The sequence below is a fragment of the Amycolatopsis sp. NPDC114504 genome, from assembly GCF_055633595.1.
Window position 1 is genome coordinate 947,208 of sequence record NZ_JBVKDU010000002.1, and the last position, 14,416, is coordinate 961,623.

General features: G+C 70.7%; 13 protein-coding genes. 6 read left to right on the forward strand and 7 right to left on the reverse strand.

What is annotated here, in order from left to right:
• Nucleotides 1–135: 135 nt before the first annotated feature.
• Complete coding sequence (locus tag ACZ7PG_RS16380) at nucleotides 136–540, forward strand: SsgA family sporulation/cell division regulator (RefSeq protein ID WP_470239867.1); 405 nt, start codon at nucleotides 136–138, stop codon at nucleotides 538–540.
• Between the two features lie 95 nt (nucleotides 541–635).
• On the opposite strand, the gene ACZ7PG_RS16385 is transcribed toward ACZ7PG_RS16380, so the two are convergent.
• Nucleotides 636–1,739 (reverse strand): S1 family peptidase, encoded by a 1,104-nt coding sequence (locus ACZ7PG_RS16385; protein WP_470239868.1) that lies wholly within the window; start codon nucleotides 1,737–1,739, stop codon nucleotides 636–638.
• A 446-nt stretch (nucleotides 1,740–2,185) separates the two neighbouring features.
• On the opposite strand from ACZ7PG_RS16385, the gene ACZ7PG_RS16390 reads away from it, so the two are divergent.
• Nucleotides 2,186–5,095, forward strand: coding sequence for an ATP-binding protein (locus ACZ7PG_RS16390; protein ID WP_470239869.1), 2,910 nt, complete (start codon nucleotides 2,186–2,188; stop codon nucleotides 5,093–5,095).
• Nucleotides 5,096–5,186: 91 nt separating this feature from the next.
• Entirely contained in the window at nucleotides 5,187–5,795 is a 609-nt protein-coding gene (locus ACZ7PG_RS16395) for a hypothetical protein (protein ID WP_470240774.1), read from the forward strand.
• 1 nt (nucleotide 5,796) lies between these two features.
• Here ACZ7PG_RS16395 and ACZ7PG_RS16400 read toward each other — a convergent pair whose 3' ends face one another.
• The 4 genes from ACZ7PG_RS16400 to ACZ7PG_RS16415 all read right to left on the reverse strand — a co-directional run bounded on the left by ACZ7PG_RS16400 (nucleotide 5,797) and on the right by ACZ7PG_RS16415 (nucleotide 9,451).
• Nucleotides 5,797–6,507, reverse strand: a complete 711-nt coding sequence (locus ACZ7PG_RS16400; RefSeq protein WP_470239870.1) for a G1 family glutamic endopeptidase — start codon at nucleotides 6,505–6,507, stop codon at nucleotides 5,797–5,799.
• A 203-nt stretch (nucleotides 6,508–6,710) separates the two neighbouring features.
• On the reverse strand, nucleotides 6,711–7,766 hold the full coding sequence (locus ACZ7PG_RS16405) for an ABC transporter substrate-binding protein (protein WP_470239871.1): 1,056 nt from the start codon (nucleotides 7,764–7,766) through the stop codon (nucleotides 6,711–6,713).
• Between the two features lies 1 nt (nucleotide 7,767).
• Nucleotides 7,768–8,655 carry an ABC transporter permease gene (locus ACZ7PG_RS16410; protein ID WP_470239872.1) on the reverse strand — a complete coding sequence of 296 codons (888 nt, stop codon included), beginning with the start codon at nucleotides 8,653–8,655 and terminating at the stop codon, nucleotides 7,768–7,770.
• Complete coding sequence (locus tag ACZ7PG_RS16415; protein ID WP_470239873.1) at nucleotides 8,645–9,451, reverse strand: ABC transporter ATP-binding protein; 807 nt, start codon at nucleotides 9,449–9,451, stop codon at nucleotides 8,645–8,647. The genes ACZ7PG_RS16410 and ACZ7PG_RS16415 overlap by 11 nt, the downstream gene beginning before the upstream one ends.
• Nucleotides 9,452–9,642: 191 nt before the next feature.
• On the opposite strand from ACZ7PG_RS16415, the gene ACZ7PG_RS16420 reads away from it, so the two are divergent.
• Both ACZ7PG_RS16420 and ACZ7PG_RS16425 read left to right on the forward strand, forming a co-directional pair.
• Nucleotides 9,643–11,220: a sensor histidine kinase gene (locus ACZ7PG_RS16420; RefSeq protein ID WP_470240775.1), complete on the forward strand. Its 1,578-nt coding sequence runs from the start codon at nucleotides 9,643–9,645 to the stop codon at nucleotides 11,218–11,220.
• Nucleotides 11,217–11,876, forward strand: a complete 660-nt coding sequence (locus ACZ7PG_RS16425) for a response regulator (RefSeq protein WP_470239874.1) — start codon at nucleotides 11,217–11,219, stop codon at nucleotides 11,874–11,876. Before ACZ7PG_RS16420 ends, ACZ7PG_RS16425 begins: the two co-directional genes overlap by 4 nt.
• Before the next feature lies 1 nt (nucleotide 11,877).
• Here ACZ7PG_RS16425 and ACZ7PG_RS16430 read toward each other — a convergent pair whose 3' ends face one another.
• Nucleotides 11,878–12,507, reverse strand: coding sequence for a hypothetical protein (locus ACZ7PG_RS16430; protein ID WP_470239875.1), 630 nt, complete (start codon nucleotides 12,505–12,507; stop codon nucleotides 11,878–11,880).
• A gap of 141 nt (nucleotides 12,508–12,648) precedes the next feature.
• Entirely contained in the window at nucleotides 12,649–13,461 is an 813-nt protein-coding gene (locus ACZ7PG_RS16435; protein WP_470239876.1) for an SDR family oxidoreductase, read from the reverse strand.
• 142 nt (nucleotides 13,462–13,603) lie between these two features.
• On the opposite strand from ACZ7PG_RS16435, the gene ACZ7PG_RS16440 reads away from it, so the two are divergent.
• Nucleotides 13,604–14,407: a trypsin-like serine peptidase gene (locus ACZ7PG_RS16440; RefSeq protein WP_470239877.1), complete on the forward strand. Its 804-nt coding sequence runs from the start codon at nucleotides 13,604–13,606 to the stop codon at nucleotides 14,405–14,407.
• Nucleotides 14,408–14,416 lie beyond the last annotated feature (9 nt).

The window sequence follows — 14,416 nt, forward strand, 5'->3', positions numbered from 1 at the left end:
CGGACGTTACACCACAATGGACGGATGCAACCGATCAAGTGAACGTGAGAGTTTCTCCGTCATGACCGCAAGGCCTGGTCATCTCCTCCTCGAACAGTTCGCGCCGCGCGAACCACCCGGACTCCAGGAGGGGCCATGCAGACCGACGCCGTTCACCAGAGCCAGTTCGTGGTGCTGAACGAGAGCACCACGCCCGTCCTGTCCCGCCTCTCGTTCCACGCCGACGAGCCGTTCGCGGTCACCGTGGCGTTCCGGACCGAGCGCGGCCGGTGGATCGAATGGACCTTCGCGCGTGACCTCCTGGTGGCCGGCCTCGACGAGCCGGCCGGCCTCGGCGACGTCCGCGTTCGCCCCGACCTGTCCGAGGACGAGGACTTCCTCACCCTGGAAATCGAGTCACCGGACGGCTATGCGTCGTTCGAGCTGGAGACCGAAGACATCCGGACGTTCCTCGACGCGTCCTACGAGCTGGTGCCGCTCGGCGAAGAGAGCGCGCACTTCGACGTCGACGGGCTGATCGAGGAGATCAGCAACGTCTGACCCCTGAACCTCCCAATCCCGCGGCGAGGACAAGGGCGGGTTTCGAGTGCGCTGGAGGCACTCGAAACCCGCCCTTCGCTGTTTCTCAGGAGCGGTCAGCTGGTCTTCAGCGTGGTGCCGGTGCCCGAAAGCGCGCCGGCGATCGGGTAGAAGTAGGTCACGCTCGTGTTGCCGCCGGACAGGACGCCCTGCGCGTAGTTGCCGGCGATGAAGCCGCCGCCGGAGTCACCGGCCGCCGAGCGGACGTTGGTCGCGGTCATGCCGTTGACCGTGCCCTCGGAGTAGCGGACGCTCTGGTTCTTGGCGCCGATGGTGCCGCAGGTCCAGCCGGTGGTCGAGCCGGCCTTGCAGACCGACGAGCCGGTCGCCGCGTTCGACGACCCGCGCACCGCGGTCCCGTTGTTCATCTGCGCGACCGGGGTCCAGCTGCTGTTGGTCCGGACCGCCGCGTAGTCGACGCCGGGGAAGCGGTAAGTGATCCAGCTGCCGAGCGCCGCGCCGTTCGAGCCGGTCAGCGAGCCGCCGCCGGTGAGCGCGCCGCAGTGGCCGGCGGTGACGAAGCCCGTGGTCGTCGCGAAGCCGACGGAGCAGCGGGACGAGCCACCGATGTAGTAGGCGTCCCCACCGCGGATGTTGGCGTGCAGCGTCGGCTTCGAAGCCGTCTCGAGGATCGTGACCGACGACTTGTCCACACCGGACTGGGTGAGGAAGGTGTCGGCCGCGCCGCGCTGGCCCTGCAGCACGGAAAGCGTGACGCGGTTGGTGGTGGAGTCGACGCCCCAGCCGGTGATCGCGTACGGCGCCGCGTTGTCGCGGGCGTTCAGGGTGTCCACAGTGGAGTCGAGCTGGCGGGCGCTGAACTTCACGACCTCCGCCTCGGCCCCGGCCGCCTGGATCTTGCCGACCTCGGCGGCGTTCGTGGTCTGGATGTGCGCCTTGCCCGTGGCGGCGTTGTAGGTGGCGCCGCCGAACGCGCCGCCGAGCGTCGCGCTGACGGCCTCGGTGACCTTGTTCGCGACGTCTTCGCTCTTCAGCCGCGTCAGCACCTGGTCGTGGGTCAGGCCCAGGTCGCGCTGCATGGCGGGCACGATGTCCGGGTTCAGCAGGTCCTGGCCCGACGCGGGAACGGCGAGCGTGACGAGCGCACCCGTCGTCATCACCGCGGCGGCAGCGGCACCGAAGAGTCTGGCGATCTTCATGCTTCTCCCTAGGTGGTTACGCGCGGCTCTGCACCGGCCACGCAGTGGTACTCCCCCGGGTGAGGGTCCCCGCAGTGGGCGTTACGGTGCAATCCGGGCGCCCGGCGAATGGGTATACGCATTCACCCCGGACGAATCCCCTGCTCCAAGCGGTCCCGGCCACGGGTTGTCACCCGGTCGGACAGGTCCTTAAGTAGGGTTTCCGGGCACTACTTTCGGTAGCGATCACGGCACCCGGAACGCGTGAACCACGGCCGGAACGCAGTGGTCGCCCCGGTTTCGCACGCACGGTGACCCGAAACCGGCGAATCCCCCGGCAAACCGGTGACAGCGGGTAGGCGGACGTGTGATGGCGGTACTGACCACCTAGTCGGTTAATGGTTTACGGACCGAACAACGCTGCTTAGGCTCCCGCGCACACCCCGGCAGGTCGAGGAGGGCGCGTCATGTGGCTCACGGCTCCCCGCCCCACCTCGGTGTCCGTCCGGTCCGGACCCGCCCGGCTGACCGGCCGCGACACCGAGCTCGACGCCATCGTCGACGTGCTCAAGCGGCGCCCGGCCGCCGTGCTCATCGAGGGCGAGCCCGGCATGGGCCGCACCCGGCTGCTCGCGGAGATCGGGCGCCGCAAGGAGTTCGAGGGCAGCCGCGTCCTGACCGGCGCCTGCCAGCCACTGCGGGAACCGTTCCCCTACGGGCCCGTCCTGGAAGCGCTTCGCGGGGTGGGCGAGACACCGCTCGGCCCGCTGAGCCCGGTCGCCGGCGTGCTGCGGCCCTTGCTGCCGGAGCTCGCGGAAGCGCTTCCCCCGCGGCCCGAGCCCCTCGCCGACCCGGTCGCCGAACGCCACCGCGTCTTCCGCGCCGTGCGGGAGGTCCTGCGGGCGTGCGGGCCCGCGCTCGTGCTGATCGACGACCTCCAGTGGGCCGACGAGGACACCCGCGACCTCATGCGGTTCCTCGCCGGCACGATGCCGCCGGAGCTGGCGGTCGTCGCCACCTACCGCTCGGCGACCGACGTCCGCCCCGGCCCACTCGGCGCCCCCTTCCGGACCGACCCCGCGGTGCACTCCGCGCGCGTCGCGCTGGGCGCGCTCGACGTCACGGCGGTGCGCAAGCTCGCCGTCGAAATCCTCGAGCTGCCCCGCGTCACCGACGAGTTCGCGGCGAAGCTGCACGAATGCACCGCCGGGATCCCGTTCGTGGTCGAAGAAACCCTGCGGGCCCTGCGCGAAGCGGCCGAACGGCTGCCGGTCGGCGAAGTCCTCTCCGACCGGATGCTGGAGAACCTCGAAGTCCCGGTCCTGCTGCGCGAATCCGTCACCGAACGGCTTTCCACGCTGCCCGAGCCGGCGGTGCGGCTGGCCGGCGCGGCCGCGGTGCTCGGCGTCGGTGCCGAAGCCGCCGTGCTCGGTGAGCTGGCCGGGCTCGCCGACGACACCCTCCGCACCGCGCTGCTGGCCGCGTTGTCCGGTGGTGTGCTCGGCGAGGTCGGCGACGGCAAGTACGGCTTCCGGCACCCGTTGGCGCGCAAAGCGGTCTACGACACGGTGAGCGGACCCGAGCGCGCGTTGCTGCACGCGCAGGCGATCCGCGTGCTCGCCGCGCAGCCGTCCCCGCCGCTCACGCTGCTGGCCCGGCACTCCCGCGCGGCCGGCCGCGTCGACCAGTGGCGCCACTACGCCGAAGCCGCCGCGGACGAAGCCGTCACCCGCGGCGAGACTTCCCGCGCGATCGACCTTCTGCAGTCGGTGCTGGCCGAACCCGGGCCGGCGGAGTCCGACATCGGGCGCGTCGCCGGCAAGCTGAGCCAGGTCGCGCTGCGGGGGTTCCGCCCCGACGTGATCGGCACGCTCGAACGCGTCCTCGAAGAGGTGACGCTGCCGCCGTCGGTCCGCGGCTCGATCCGCCTGAGCCTCGGCATGCTGCAGGTCCGGACCATCGGCGGGCTCGGCCGCGGGCGGCTGGAGGTCGAGCGCGCGATCGGTGAGCTGACCGACCGGCCCGACCTCGCCGCGCGCGGGATCACGCTGCTCGCGCAGCCGATCGACGGGCTGACGCCGTTGTCGTGGCACGAATCCTGGCGCGCCCGCGCGGGCGAGGTGTACGAGCGGCTCGACGACCCCGAGCTGCGGCTCGCGCTGACCGTCGACCGCATCGCGGCCGCGTCGCACGTCGGCGACGGCTCGGCGTGGGCGGAATTCGAGGCGCTGTCGGACACCGTCGGCACGGTCGCCGAGCGCGTCCAGCTGGCCCGGCTCTGGTGCAACCTCGCCGACGGCCAGTCGTGGGCGGGTCACCTCGACCGGGCGGAACGGCTGGTGACCGAGGGCGTCCGGCGCGCGACCGACGCGGGCGCGCTGTACGCGATCGGCCTGATCCAGGGCACCCGCGTCCGGCTCGACTGGGTGCGCGGGCGCTGGAGCGGGCTCGCCGAAGCGGCCGAGCAGCTGCGCGACAGCTATCCGGAGCTCGGCCCGATCGTCATGGAGTCGTCGCTGGTGCTCGGCGGGCTGGCGGCCGTACGCGGGGAGTTCGCCGCCGCGCAACGGCACCTGACCGCGGCGAGCGTGCACGCGCCGGATCGCGGGCCGATCCCGGTGGTGCTTTCGGCGGCCGGGGTCCTGATCACGGTGCTGCTCGCGACCGACGACGTCGACGGCGCGTGCGCGGCGGCCGACACGGCGGTGGCCGCGGCCGGGCGCAAGGGCGTCTGGATCTGGGCGGCGGCGCTGGTGCCGGCGGCGGCGCAGGCGTACGCGCGGGCCGGACGCTGGCCGGAGGCCGACAGCGTGGTCGAGGCGTTCGCCCGCGGCATCGAAGACCGGGACGCCCCGGTCGCGACGGCGGCGTTGATCGCCGGCCGGGCGGTGCTGCTGGAGGCGCGCGGCAAGCACCTGGCCGCGGCGACGCTGTTCGACGAAGCCGCGGCGGGCTACACGGCGTTGCCGATGCCGTACCCGGCGACGGGCATGCGCGAGCGGGCGGCGATGTGCCGGCTCGCGGCGGGCAACCGCGACGCGGTCGAGGAGCTGACGGCGGCGGCCGAGGCGTACGAGCAGCTGGGCGCGACGCGGGACGCGGGCCGGTGCCGTCACCAGCTGCGCGAGCACGGCGCGTGGGCACCGTCGCAACGCGGGCGGCGCGGGTACGGGAGCGAGCTGTCGCCACGGGAACGCGAAGTGGCGCGGATGCTGGCGGAGGGAAGGACGAACCGCGAGATCGCGGACGGGCTGTTCCTCTCGCCGCGGACGGTGGAACAGCACGTGGCGAAGGTGCTGCGAAAGCTGGGGGCGCGGTCACGGACGGACGTGGCCCGCAAGCTGCCCGGCGAAGTCACCACGGCACCGGCTGGCTAGCCGAGCGGGCTCGTCCTACGTTGAGCGCGTGACAGAAGAGGCTCTTCCCGCCTGGCGCCGGCGTACCTCCGGTGAGACGCGGTGGCCCGCCATGGGCGTCGTGGTCGCCACGCTCGTCCTGCAGGTCGCCCTGCCCGCCGACATGGCGTTGCACCCGCGCTGGCTGCTGCCCGCCGTCTCCGGGCTGCTCGTCGTCGCGCTGCTGCTGGTCAACCCGGGCCGGATGTCGCACTTCAGCGCCGTCGAACGGGTCATCTCGCTGCTGCTCGTGGCCGCCGTGACCACGGTGAACGGCGCGTCCGCGGCGCAGCTGGTCTACGGCATCGCGACCGGCACGATCGGCGACCGCCCCGGGGCCGTGCTCGTCACCGGCGGGATCGTCTACTGGACGAACATCGTCGCCTTCTCCCTCTGGTACTGGGAGTTCGACCGCGGCGGCCCGGGCCGGCGGGCTGCAGGCCGGGCCGAGTTCCCCGACCTGCAGTTCCCGCAGATGGCCGACCCGGACCTGGCGCACCGGGACTGGGAACCGTCCTACCTGGACTACCTCTACTTCTCGTTCACGAACGCGGCCGCCTTCAGCCCCACCGACGTCATGCCCCTGCGGATCTGGGCGAAGATGACGATGATGCTGCAGGCCGCCATCTCGCTCGTCCTGGCGGTCATGGTGGTCTCGTGGGCCATCAACAACCTCAAGTAGGTCAGTGCCGCGAGATCGTGAAGCTCTGGCCGTCCGAGCCGATCGCGCCCGGGATCCAGGTGTTCGTGCCGCGGTCGTCGGCGTTCAGCGCGGACGGGCCGGTCGAGGCCAGGTTCGTCCCGTTGAACTTCACGCCGGTGAACTTGATGCCGCCGGAGATCGTCGGGTAGGAGTCGGTCGGCGACTCGATGATCGCCTCCGCCGACGCGTGCTTCGACGTCAGCGACTTCGTGGTCGTCTTCGTCCAGCCCTTGGTCGTGTCGGACAGGTCGAGCCGGTAGGTGTTGGTGGCGGTGCGCGTCACGGTCGCGGTGATGTGGTCGCCCGCGCCGACCGACACGTTGTAGTACACCGGCGCGGCCGGGTACATCTCGTACCAGGCCGAGTACACCGCCCGGCCGCTGGAGCAGTCCGTCTCGACGCCAGTCTGTTCCACTGTGGACGATCCGTCGCCGTCGATGCCGACCCACGGCGCGAAGAGGTCGTTGCTCGACCGGCACGTCACCGTCGGCTCGGTCCAGCTCGCCGTGGCCGTGGTGAAGCTGCCGAAGCTGACGTAACCGCCCCAGTTTCCGCCCGAGAACTGGTGGCCATGGAAGTGAGAGCCATATTCGACCGCGGCGTGCGCGGTGCCGGAAACAGCCAAGCCTGCGGCCGCCGCGGCAACCGCCGTGAGGACGCGGGCAGCGCGCGACGAAAGGATTCTGGACATGCGGGGACTCCGTTCACCGATGGGGACCGGGAAAGCCGTGTCCTCAAGTGTTGGAGTTTCACCAAAAAGAAGGTAGCTACTTTCGCATGGTCTTCCATTGCCCGAAAGATTGTCCGAAAAGACCCGTAAAGGCCTCCGCGGGGGAAAGAGGCCTTTACGGGTCCATGTCGCTCACCAACCGCCCGGTCAGGTGAGCGGGGCTCCTACTGCTGGGACTGCGCCTTCGCGGCGTCCACGAACTTCGTCGTGTACGTCTGCGACAGGTCGATCTTGTCCTTCTTCGGCTTGACGTTGCTGGACGACTCGCCCAGCACCTTCAGCACGTTCCGCGCGCCCGCCGGGTCCATCCGGCCGTCCTTCGTGAACATCGGCAGGCTGTCCTTCAGCGACTTCACGTACAGCGCCTTGTCCCCGCCGGCGAACGACGGCGGCATGACGTCGGCGACCTGTTCCGGCGTGTGCGTCGAAATCCACTTCAGGCTTTCGACGTACGCGTTGGCCAGTTTCTGCACGATGTCCGGATACCGCTTCACGATTTCGCAGCCCATGTACAGCGAGCTGGCCGGGTACAAACCACCCAAAGCGGCTTTGGTGCCCTCGACCGTGCGCATTTCGTAGAGCACCTTCGCCTGACCGGTGTTCGTCAGCTGCGCGATCGTCGGGTCGGTGGTCATCCCGGCGTCGATCGAACCCTGGTTCATCGCCGAGATGAACGTCTGCCCGGCGCCGACCTTGACCGGCGTGTAGTCCTTCGAGCTGACGCCACCGCGCGCGGCCAGCGCCTTCGTCAGGAAGTCCGTCGACGAGCCCAGCGACGTGACGCCGAGGTTGCGGCCCTTGAAGTCCGCGCCCGACTTGATCTCGCCGGCCTTGCCGGTGGCGACCATCTCGGCCTCGCCCGGCACGTTCGCGAACTGCACGACGCTCTGGATGCACTGCTCCTTGGCCTGCAGGTCGATCGTGTGGTCGTAGAACCCGACCACGCCCTGCACCTCGCCGGCCAGCAGCGACGTCTCGGCGTTGGCGCCCGACGGCTGGTCGAAGAGCTCGACGTCGAGCCCCTGCCGCTTGTAGGCACCGATCTGCTGGGCCAGCTGGCCAGGCAGGTAGATGACCTTCGAGATGCCGCCGATCATGATCTTGATGTGCGGCTGGCCGGTGGTACCGAGAGAGATCTCCCGCGAGTCGCGGCACGCCGTGACCCCGGCCAGCGTGACCGTGAGCGCGGCCGCCACGGCAACTGCCCTCTTCAGGCGCATGTCAGACCACCCCGTGCGCGGCATCGGCGGCGGACGGCGGGCGCCAGCGCAGCAGCCTGCCCTCCAGCGAGCTGATGCCCCACTCCGCGAGCAGCGCCACCACGGTGATGATCAGCATGCCGGCGTACACGCCCGCGGTGTCGAACGTGCCCTGCGCGTTGGCGATCAGGAAGCCCATGCCGGCCTTGGCGCCGGTGTACTCGCCGACGACCGCGCCGATCAGCGCGAACCCGAACGCGACGTGCAGCGACGACAGGATCCACGACGTCGCGCTCGGCAGCACGATCGACTTGAGCACCTGGCCGCGCGTCGCGCCGAGGATGCGGGCGTTGTCGATCAGGTTGCGGTCGACCTCACGGGCACCGGTGAAGGCGTTGAAGAACACCGCGAAGAACACGAGCACGACGACGGTCGCGACCTTCGACGACAGCCCGAGCCCGAACCAGATGACGAACAGCGCGGCGAGCACGATGCGCGGCAACGCGTTGGCGGCCTTGATGAACGGCGCGAGCACCTGCGCGAGGTAGGAGCTGCGGCCGAGGATCACGCCGAACACGACACCGGCGATGGCGCCGATGACGAAGCCGATCGCGGCTTCCTCGACGGTCACCAGGATCTGGTACCAGATCGAGCCGAAGTCGGTCCCGGCGCCGAACCACTCGACCAGCCGCTCCCAGATCTTCGACGGCTTCGAGTAGAAGAACGGGTCGATCCAGTACGTCGCGGTCAGCTCCCAGCTGCCCAGCCAGACGACGACGATCGCCAGGCGCAGCAGCCAGATGTTGCGCTTGCGCTTCGAGGAGGCCTGCTTCGCGCGGGCCAGGATGTCCTGCTCGGTCTCGAGGACCGGGAGCGGCGCGGACGTCGCCGCGGGGGTCTCAAGCGACACTGGACGCTCCCTTCTCACGGGCCTTGTCGACCTCACTGCGCAACGATTCCCAGATGTCGGCGTACAGCTTGCGGAACTCGTCGGTGAGCCGCAGCTCCTCGACCTTCCGCGGCCGCTCCAGCGGGATCTCGAAGACGTCCTTCACGGTGGCCGGCGACGTCGTCAGCACGACGACCTTGTCCGCCAGCGCGATGGCCTCGTCGAGGTCGTGCGTCACGAAGATCACCGCCGCGCCGGACCCCGACCACAGCCGCAGCAGCTCGTCCTGCATGAGCGCGCGGGTCTGCACGTCCAGCGCCGAGAACGGCTCGTCCATCAGCAGGATCTTCGGCTTGGTGACGAGCGTCTGGGCCAGCGCGACGCGCTTGCGCATGCCGCCGGAAAGCTGGTGCGGGTAGTACTTCTCGAACCCGGCGAGCCCGACGCGGGCGATCCAGTCGACGGCCTGCTCGCGAGCCTCGGCCTTCGACGCCCCGCGGAAGCGCGGGCCGGAGGCGACGTTGTCCAGCACCGAACGCCACGGCATCACGGCGTCGGTCTGGAACATGTAGCCGACACCGTCCGGGATCGACTTCACGTCGTCGCCGTTCACCCGCACGCGGCCGGCGGACGGCGGCTGCAACCCCGAGACGAGCGAAAGCGTCGTCGACTTGCCGCAGCCGGTGGGACCGACGACGGCGACGAACTCGCCGGGCTGCACGGTCATGGTCAGGTCGCGGACGGCCGTGTGCACGGAACCGGACCCGCTCGGGAACCGTTTGGTGGCTCCGGTGAGTTCGATCAGTGGGGGAACCATGGGGAGGTGACTCCTTCGTCACGTGGTGCCTGTCACGTTGGGAAGGGACGTTAAGGACGGGTGGCGGCCACGTGAAGCTTGTCGACGTTCTCCGCGCGAGCTGTGCGTTCTGAATGTTTCGCTCATTTAGCGCACGGCCGTGAGCTGGGGGTATGTTCCGAGCCATGCCAAAGTGGGCGCTCTTCCCGCGGATGCGGTTCAGCAGGCAGGTGCTGCTGCTGCAGATCGGCGTGGTCGCCCTGGTCGTCGGGATCGGGGTGGCGCTGGTCAGCGTGCTCCTGCGCAGCACCCTCACCGACCAGTACGGGCGCCGCGCGCTCGCCATCGCGAAATCCGTCGCCGCGGACCCCGTCGTCGTCACGAACGCGGCCGCGAAGCTCCCCGCCGGCCCGCTCGAAGAGCGCGTCCTCGCCGTCACGAAGGCCAACGAAGCACTCTTCGTCGTGATCACCGACGACAAGGGCATCCGGCTCGCGCACCCGACGCGGTCCGAGATCGGCAAGCCGGTCAGCACCCCCGCGGACCGGGCCCTCGCCGGGGAGGACGAGGTCAGCGCGGTGCAGAGCGGCACGCTCGGCCTGTCCGTGCGCAGCAAGACCCCGATCTGGCAGGGGCAACGCGTCGTCGGCGAAGTCAGCGTCGGCTTCGAAGTCGGCGATCCGACCGGCGACTTCAACCGCCTCCTGGCGATCACCCTGATGTTCGCCGGCGGCGCGCTGCTGCTCGGCGCCGGCGCGTCCGCGCTGCTGAACCGGCGGCTGCGCCGCGTCACGCACGGCCTCGAACCGCACGAGCTCACCGAGCTGCTCTACGAACGCGAAGCCGTGCTGCACGGGATCGGCGAGGGCGTCCTGGCGGTCGACGAGACGAACCGCGTCTCGGTGCGCAACGACGAGGCCGAACGTCTCCTCGGCACCGAGCTCCCGATCGGCGCGGCGATGGCGGAGCTGGAGCTCAGCCCGCGGGTGCACAAGGCCGTCGCCGAAGGACTGCCGGTCGACAACCTCCTCGCGGTGGCCGGAAACCGGGTGCTCGTCATCAACAGCCGGGCGGTGCGACTCGACGAGCGCGACATCGGCACCGTGCTGACCTTCCGCGACCGCACCGACCTCGACACCGTCACCCGCGAGCTCGACGGCATCCGCGCGCTGTCCGACGGCCTGCGCGCCCAGCGGCACGAGTTCGCGAACCGGCTGCACACGCTCTACGGCCTGCTCCAGCTCGGCCACCACACCGAAGCCGTCGAGTACCTGCAGACGCTCACCGACTCGTCGTCAGCCCGGCCGAGCGAGCTGGGCGACACCGTCGCCGACCCGTACCTGCAGGCGCTGCTCGTCGCGAAAACCGAGCAGGCGCAGGAAAAGGGGCTCACGCTCAAGCTCGCCGACGACACCTGGGTGCCGACGACCGTGACCGACCCGATCGCCGCGAACACCGTGATCGGCAACCTCGTCGACAACGCGCTGCACGCGGCCCGGATGGGCCCGCGGCGGCCGGCGACCGTCGAGATCAGCCTGCTCGCCGAGGACGGGACACTGCACCTGTCCGTTGTGGACAGTGGCCCCGGCGTGCCGGAAGACCTGCGGCGGACGTTGTTCGACGAAGGCGTCTCGACGAAGATCGCGCCCGGGCACGGACTCGGCCTGGCGCTGGCCCGGCAGGCCGCCCGCGCCCGCGGCGGCGACGTCTGGCTGGCCGGTCCCGGCGACGGCGAGACGGGTGCCCTGTTCGTCGCGAAACTGCCCGGAATGCTGACGGAGGACCGATGATCCGCACGCTCATCGTCGACGACGACTTCCGCGTCGCCGGGGTGCACGCCGGGTTCGTCGAGGAGGTCGACGGCTTCGCGGTGGTCGGCACCGCGCACACGGCGGCGGAGGCCCGCGCCCGCGTCCGGGAGCTCGCGCCCGACCTGATCCTGCTCGACGTCTACCTGCCCGACGAGTCCGGCCTCGCGGTGCTCCCGGAGCTGCAGACCGACACGATCGTGCTGTCCGCGGCGACCGACAGCTCGTCCGTGGCCGCGGCGATCCGCGCCGGCGCGCTCAACTACCTGATCAAGCCGTTCACCACGCGCCAGCTCGCGGAACGCCTGACGTCGTACGCGCGCTTCCGCGGCCTGCTCGCCGAAGACCGGGCCATGGCCCAGGACGACGTCGACCGCGCGTACCGGGTGCTGCACGACCAGGACCGGACGTCCGCGCCGAAGGGCCAGTCGACGGCGACGTCCCGGCTCGTCTCGGAGCAGCTGCGCCGGGCGGGCCGCCCGCTGTCGGCCGCGGAGGTGGCCGGTGAGCTGGGCATGGCGCGGGCGACGGCGCAGCGGTACCTGACGGCGCTGGCCGAGTCGGGGACGGTCCGGATGCGCCTGCGCTACGGCGCCACCGGGCGCCCGGAACACGAATACCGCTGGTCCGGCGCCTGAGTCAGCGGCGGATGGTCGTCGTCTCCGCGCGGTACTGGTACTGCTGCACCATGCTTTCGGCGACGTTCACCCAGGACCGGACCGGGTCGGGCGACGACGTCGGCGCCGGCTTCGGCAGGTCGACGCGCGCCTCGTCTTCCTCGGACACGGTCTTCTTCGCCTGCGGTTTCGCCTGCACCTGAACCTGTTTCGGGGCCTGCTTGGCGGGCACCGGCACGAACACGGTCGTCGGGGCCGGCGTGGCCACCGGCGCCTGCGGGGCTTGCGGCTGCGGCGCCGGTGCCTCGGCGACGGCGGGCCGCGCGTCCAGCTGGGCGACGTCGTCCCGGTTCGAGGCGAACAGGCTCCCGGTGACCGTCCCGCCGGCCAGCCAGCCGACCGCGACGAGCAGCACCGCGGCGCCGCTGCCGAGCCACGTGCGGGCGCGGCGCCGGATCACCACGGACTTCGGGCGCAGGTCCTGGTCGCACACCGGCGGCCGGGTGTAGATCGGCTCGACGGCCGCCACGTCGTCGTCGGTGCGGCGGCGCCGGGGCAGGCTCGCCGCGACGATTCCGGTGCGGTCCAGCAGCTCCACCGCGGTGCGGTCACTGGACGGACGGGTCGCACTGCGCTGTGCGGTGCGAAGCATCGGGGACCTCCGGGACGCGGGACTCGCGGACCCCAAGCATTCTGGACCATTTCGGACGGCCCTGTCAGAAACGCAACTCCATTGAGTGAAGCGTTGTGCCGGCAGACAACCCGAAAGTCGTAGTCCGAATGCTATTCGCCTTTACGACTGCTTGAGCCCCATGCGCGCGAGCATCGCGAGTGGCCGCTGGTAGGCCGAGCCGAGCACGCGCGGGATGGCGTCGATGACGTAGGCGTCCGGTCCGATGAGGATCCGCGCCGACTTCCGCTCGATCCCGCGCAGGATCGTCTGTGCCGCCTTCTCCGGTGTGGTGCGGGCGATCCGCTCGAATCCTTGCGCGGCCTTCTCCTGGTCGTCGGCGGCGCTCCGGGAGTTGCGCACGATGTTGGTCTTGATCCCGCCGGGGTGCACGCAGCTCACCCCGACCGGGCGCCGCGCGATCAGCATTTCTTCGCGCAGGGCTTCGGTGAATCCGCGGACCGCGAACTTCGCCGCGTTGTACGCGCTCTGCGTCGGCACGCCGACGAAGCCGAAGACGCTGGAAATGTTCACGACGTGCCCGTCGCCGGAAGCGATCAGGTGCGGCAGGAAAGCCTTCGTGCCGTTCACCACACCACCGAGGTTGATGCCCATCAGCCAGTCGTAGTCCTCGAACGTCATCTCTTCGACGGTCGCGCCGAGCGCCACGCCGGCGTTGTTCACGACGACGTTGACGCGGCCGAACTCCTCCGCGACCTCGTCGGCGTGGGAGAGCACGGCGGCGCGGTCGGCGACGTCGAGGACGTACGCGCGGGCGTTGTCCCCGGCCAGTTTCGCCGTTTCCGCGGCGTTCGCGGCGTTGACGTCGGAGAGGGCGACGCGCGCCCCGCGCCGGGCGAACTCGAGCGACAGCGCCCGCCCGATCCCCGAGCCCGCCCCGGTGACCACCACGACCTTGTCCGCGAACTGCTTCATCGGCTCTCCCCGTGCTACCCGGTGTTACTCGCGAGTTACGGATATTAGCGGCTGTGAGCTTGCTGTGGGTGTGCCGTTCGTGTCGGTGCGGCACCTTAAGGTGATGGGGTAGGCGTCCAGGGGTGAGTACGACGAGGAGGCGATGCGCGTGCGGCGGCCCGCCGTCCTGCTCACCCTCGCCGCGGTCCTGCTGCTCGGCGCGGCCTTCGTGGTCGTCGCGGCCCGGCAGCCGCGGTCGGCGAACGCGTCCGGCCAGGACGCCGGGGTCATCGAGGCGGCACCCGTGTCGACACCCGACCTGCCCGCGGAGTCCAGCCCGGCGGTCGGCGCGCTGTTCCTCGACGGTTCGCACTACTGCACCGCCAGTGTCGTCCACAGCGACCAGGGCGACGTGCTGCTGACCGCGGCCCACTGCATCCACGACGGCGAGGGCGGCGACTACCTCACCGGCGTCACGTTCGCGCCCGCCTACCACGACGGCGTCGCGCCGTTCGGCTTCTGGACGGTGTCCGACGAGCTCGTCGCGCCCGGCTGGAGCACGTCGTCGGACCAGGACCTCGACGTCGGCTTCGCCACCGCGCACCAGGCCGGGGCCGCGAAACCCCTGGAAAGCCTGGTCGGCGCGAACACCCTCGCGACGGGCACCGACTTCGAGCAGGCCATCACGCTCACCGGCTACCCGGACGACGCCGAGGCCCCGGCGGTCTGCCGGAACACGACCAGCCGGCAGGACACGTTCCAGCTGAAGGTGGACTGCGCGGGCTTCCCGACGGGCACCAGCGGCGGCCCGTGGGTCACCGCGCCGGACCCCAAGACCCACCTCGGCACGGTCATCGGCGTCATCGGCGGGTTCGAGTACGGCGGCGACGACCCGGACACGTCGTACTCGAGCTACTTCGACACGGACGTCCAGGCGCTGTACCGGCAGACGACCGCCCGCGCCTGAGCGGCATGA

What these genes read in the sequence shown, in the direction of transcription:
- ACZ7PG_RS16390 (WP_470239869.1), top strand. Translation starts at nt 2,186, where the DNA reads ATGTGGCTCACGGCTCCCCGCCCCACCTCGGTGTCCGTCCGGTCCGGA.
- ACZ7PG_RS16415 (WP_470239873.1), bottom strand. Translation starts at nt 9,451, where the DNA reads ATGGTTCCCCCACTGATCGAACTCACCGGAGCCACCAAACGGTTCCCG.
- ACZ7PG_RS16440 (WP_470239877.1), top strand. Translation starts at nt 13,604, where the DNA reads ATGCGCGTGCGGCGGCCCGCCGTCCTGCTCACCCTCGCCGCGGTCCTG.
- ACZ7PG_RS16395 (WP_470240774.1), top strand. Translation starts at nt 5,187, where the DNA reads ATGGGCGTCGTGGTCGCCACGCTCGTCCTGCAGGTCGCCCTGCCCGCC.
- ACZ7PG_RS16425 (WP_470239874.1), top strand. Translation starts at nt 11,217, where the DNA reads ATGATCCGCACGCTCATCGTCGACGACGACTTCCGCGTCGCCGGGGTG.
- ACZ7PG_RS16435 (WP_470239876.1), bottom strand. Translation starts at nt 13,461, where the DNA reads ATGAAGCAGTTCGCGGACAAGGTCGTGGTGGTCACCGGGGCGGGCTCG.
- ACZ7PG_RS16430 (WP_470239875.1), bottom strand. Translation starts at nt 12,507, where the DNA reads ATGCTTCGCACCGCACAGCGCAGTGCGACCCGTCCGTCCAGTGACCGC.
- ACZ7PG_RS16420 (WP_470240775.1), top strand. Translation starts at nt 9,643, where the DNA reads ATGCGGTTCAGCAGGCAGGTGCTGCTGCTGCAGATCGGCGTGGTCGCC.
- ACZ7PG_RS16385 (WP_470239868.1), bottom strand. Translation starts at nt 1,739, where the DNA reads ATGAAGATCGCCAGACTCTTCGGTGCCGCTGCCGCCGCGGTGATGACG.
- ACZ7PG_RS16405 (WP_470239871.1), bottom strand. Translation starts at nt 7,766, where the DNA reads ATGCGCCTGAAGAGGGCAGTTGCCGTGGCGGCCGCGCTCACGGTCACG.
- ACZ7PG_RS16400 (WP_470239870.1), bottom strand. Translation starts at nt 6,507, where the DNA reads ATGTCCAGAATCCTTTCGTCGCGCGCTGCCCGCGTCCTCACGGCGGTT.
- ACZ7PG_RS16380 (WP_470239867.1), top strand. Translation starts at nt 136, where the DNA reads ATGCAGACCGACGCCGTTCACCAGAGCCAGTTCGTGGTGCTGAACGAG.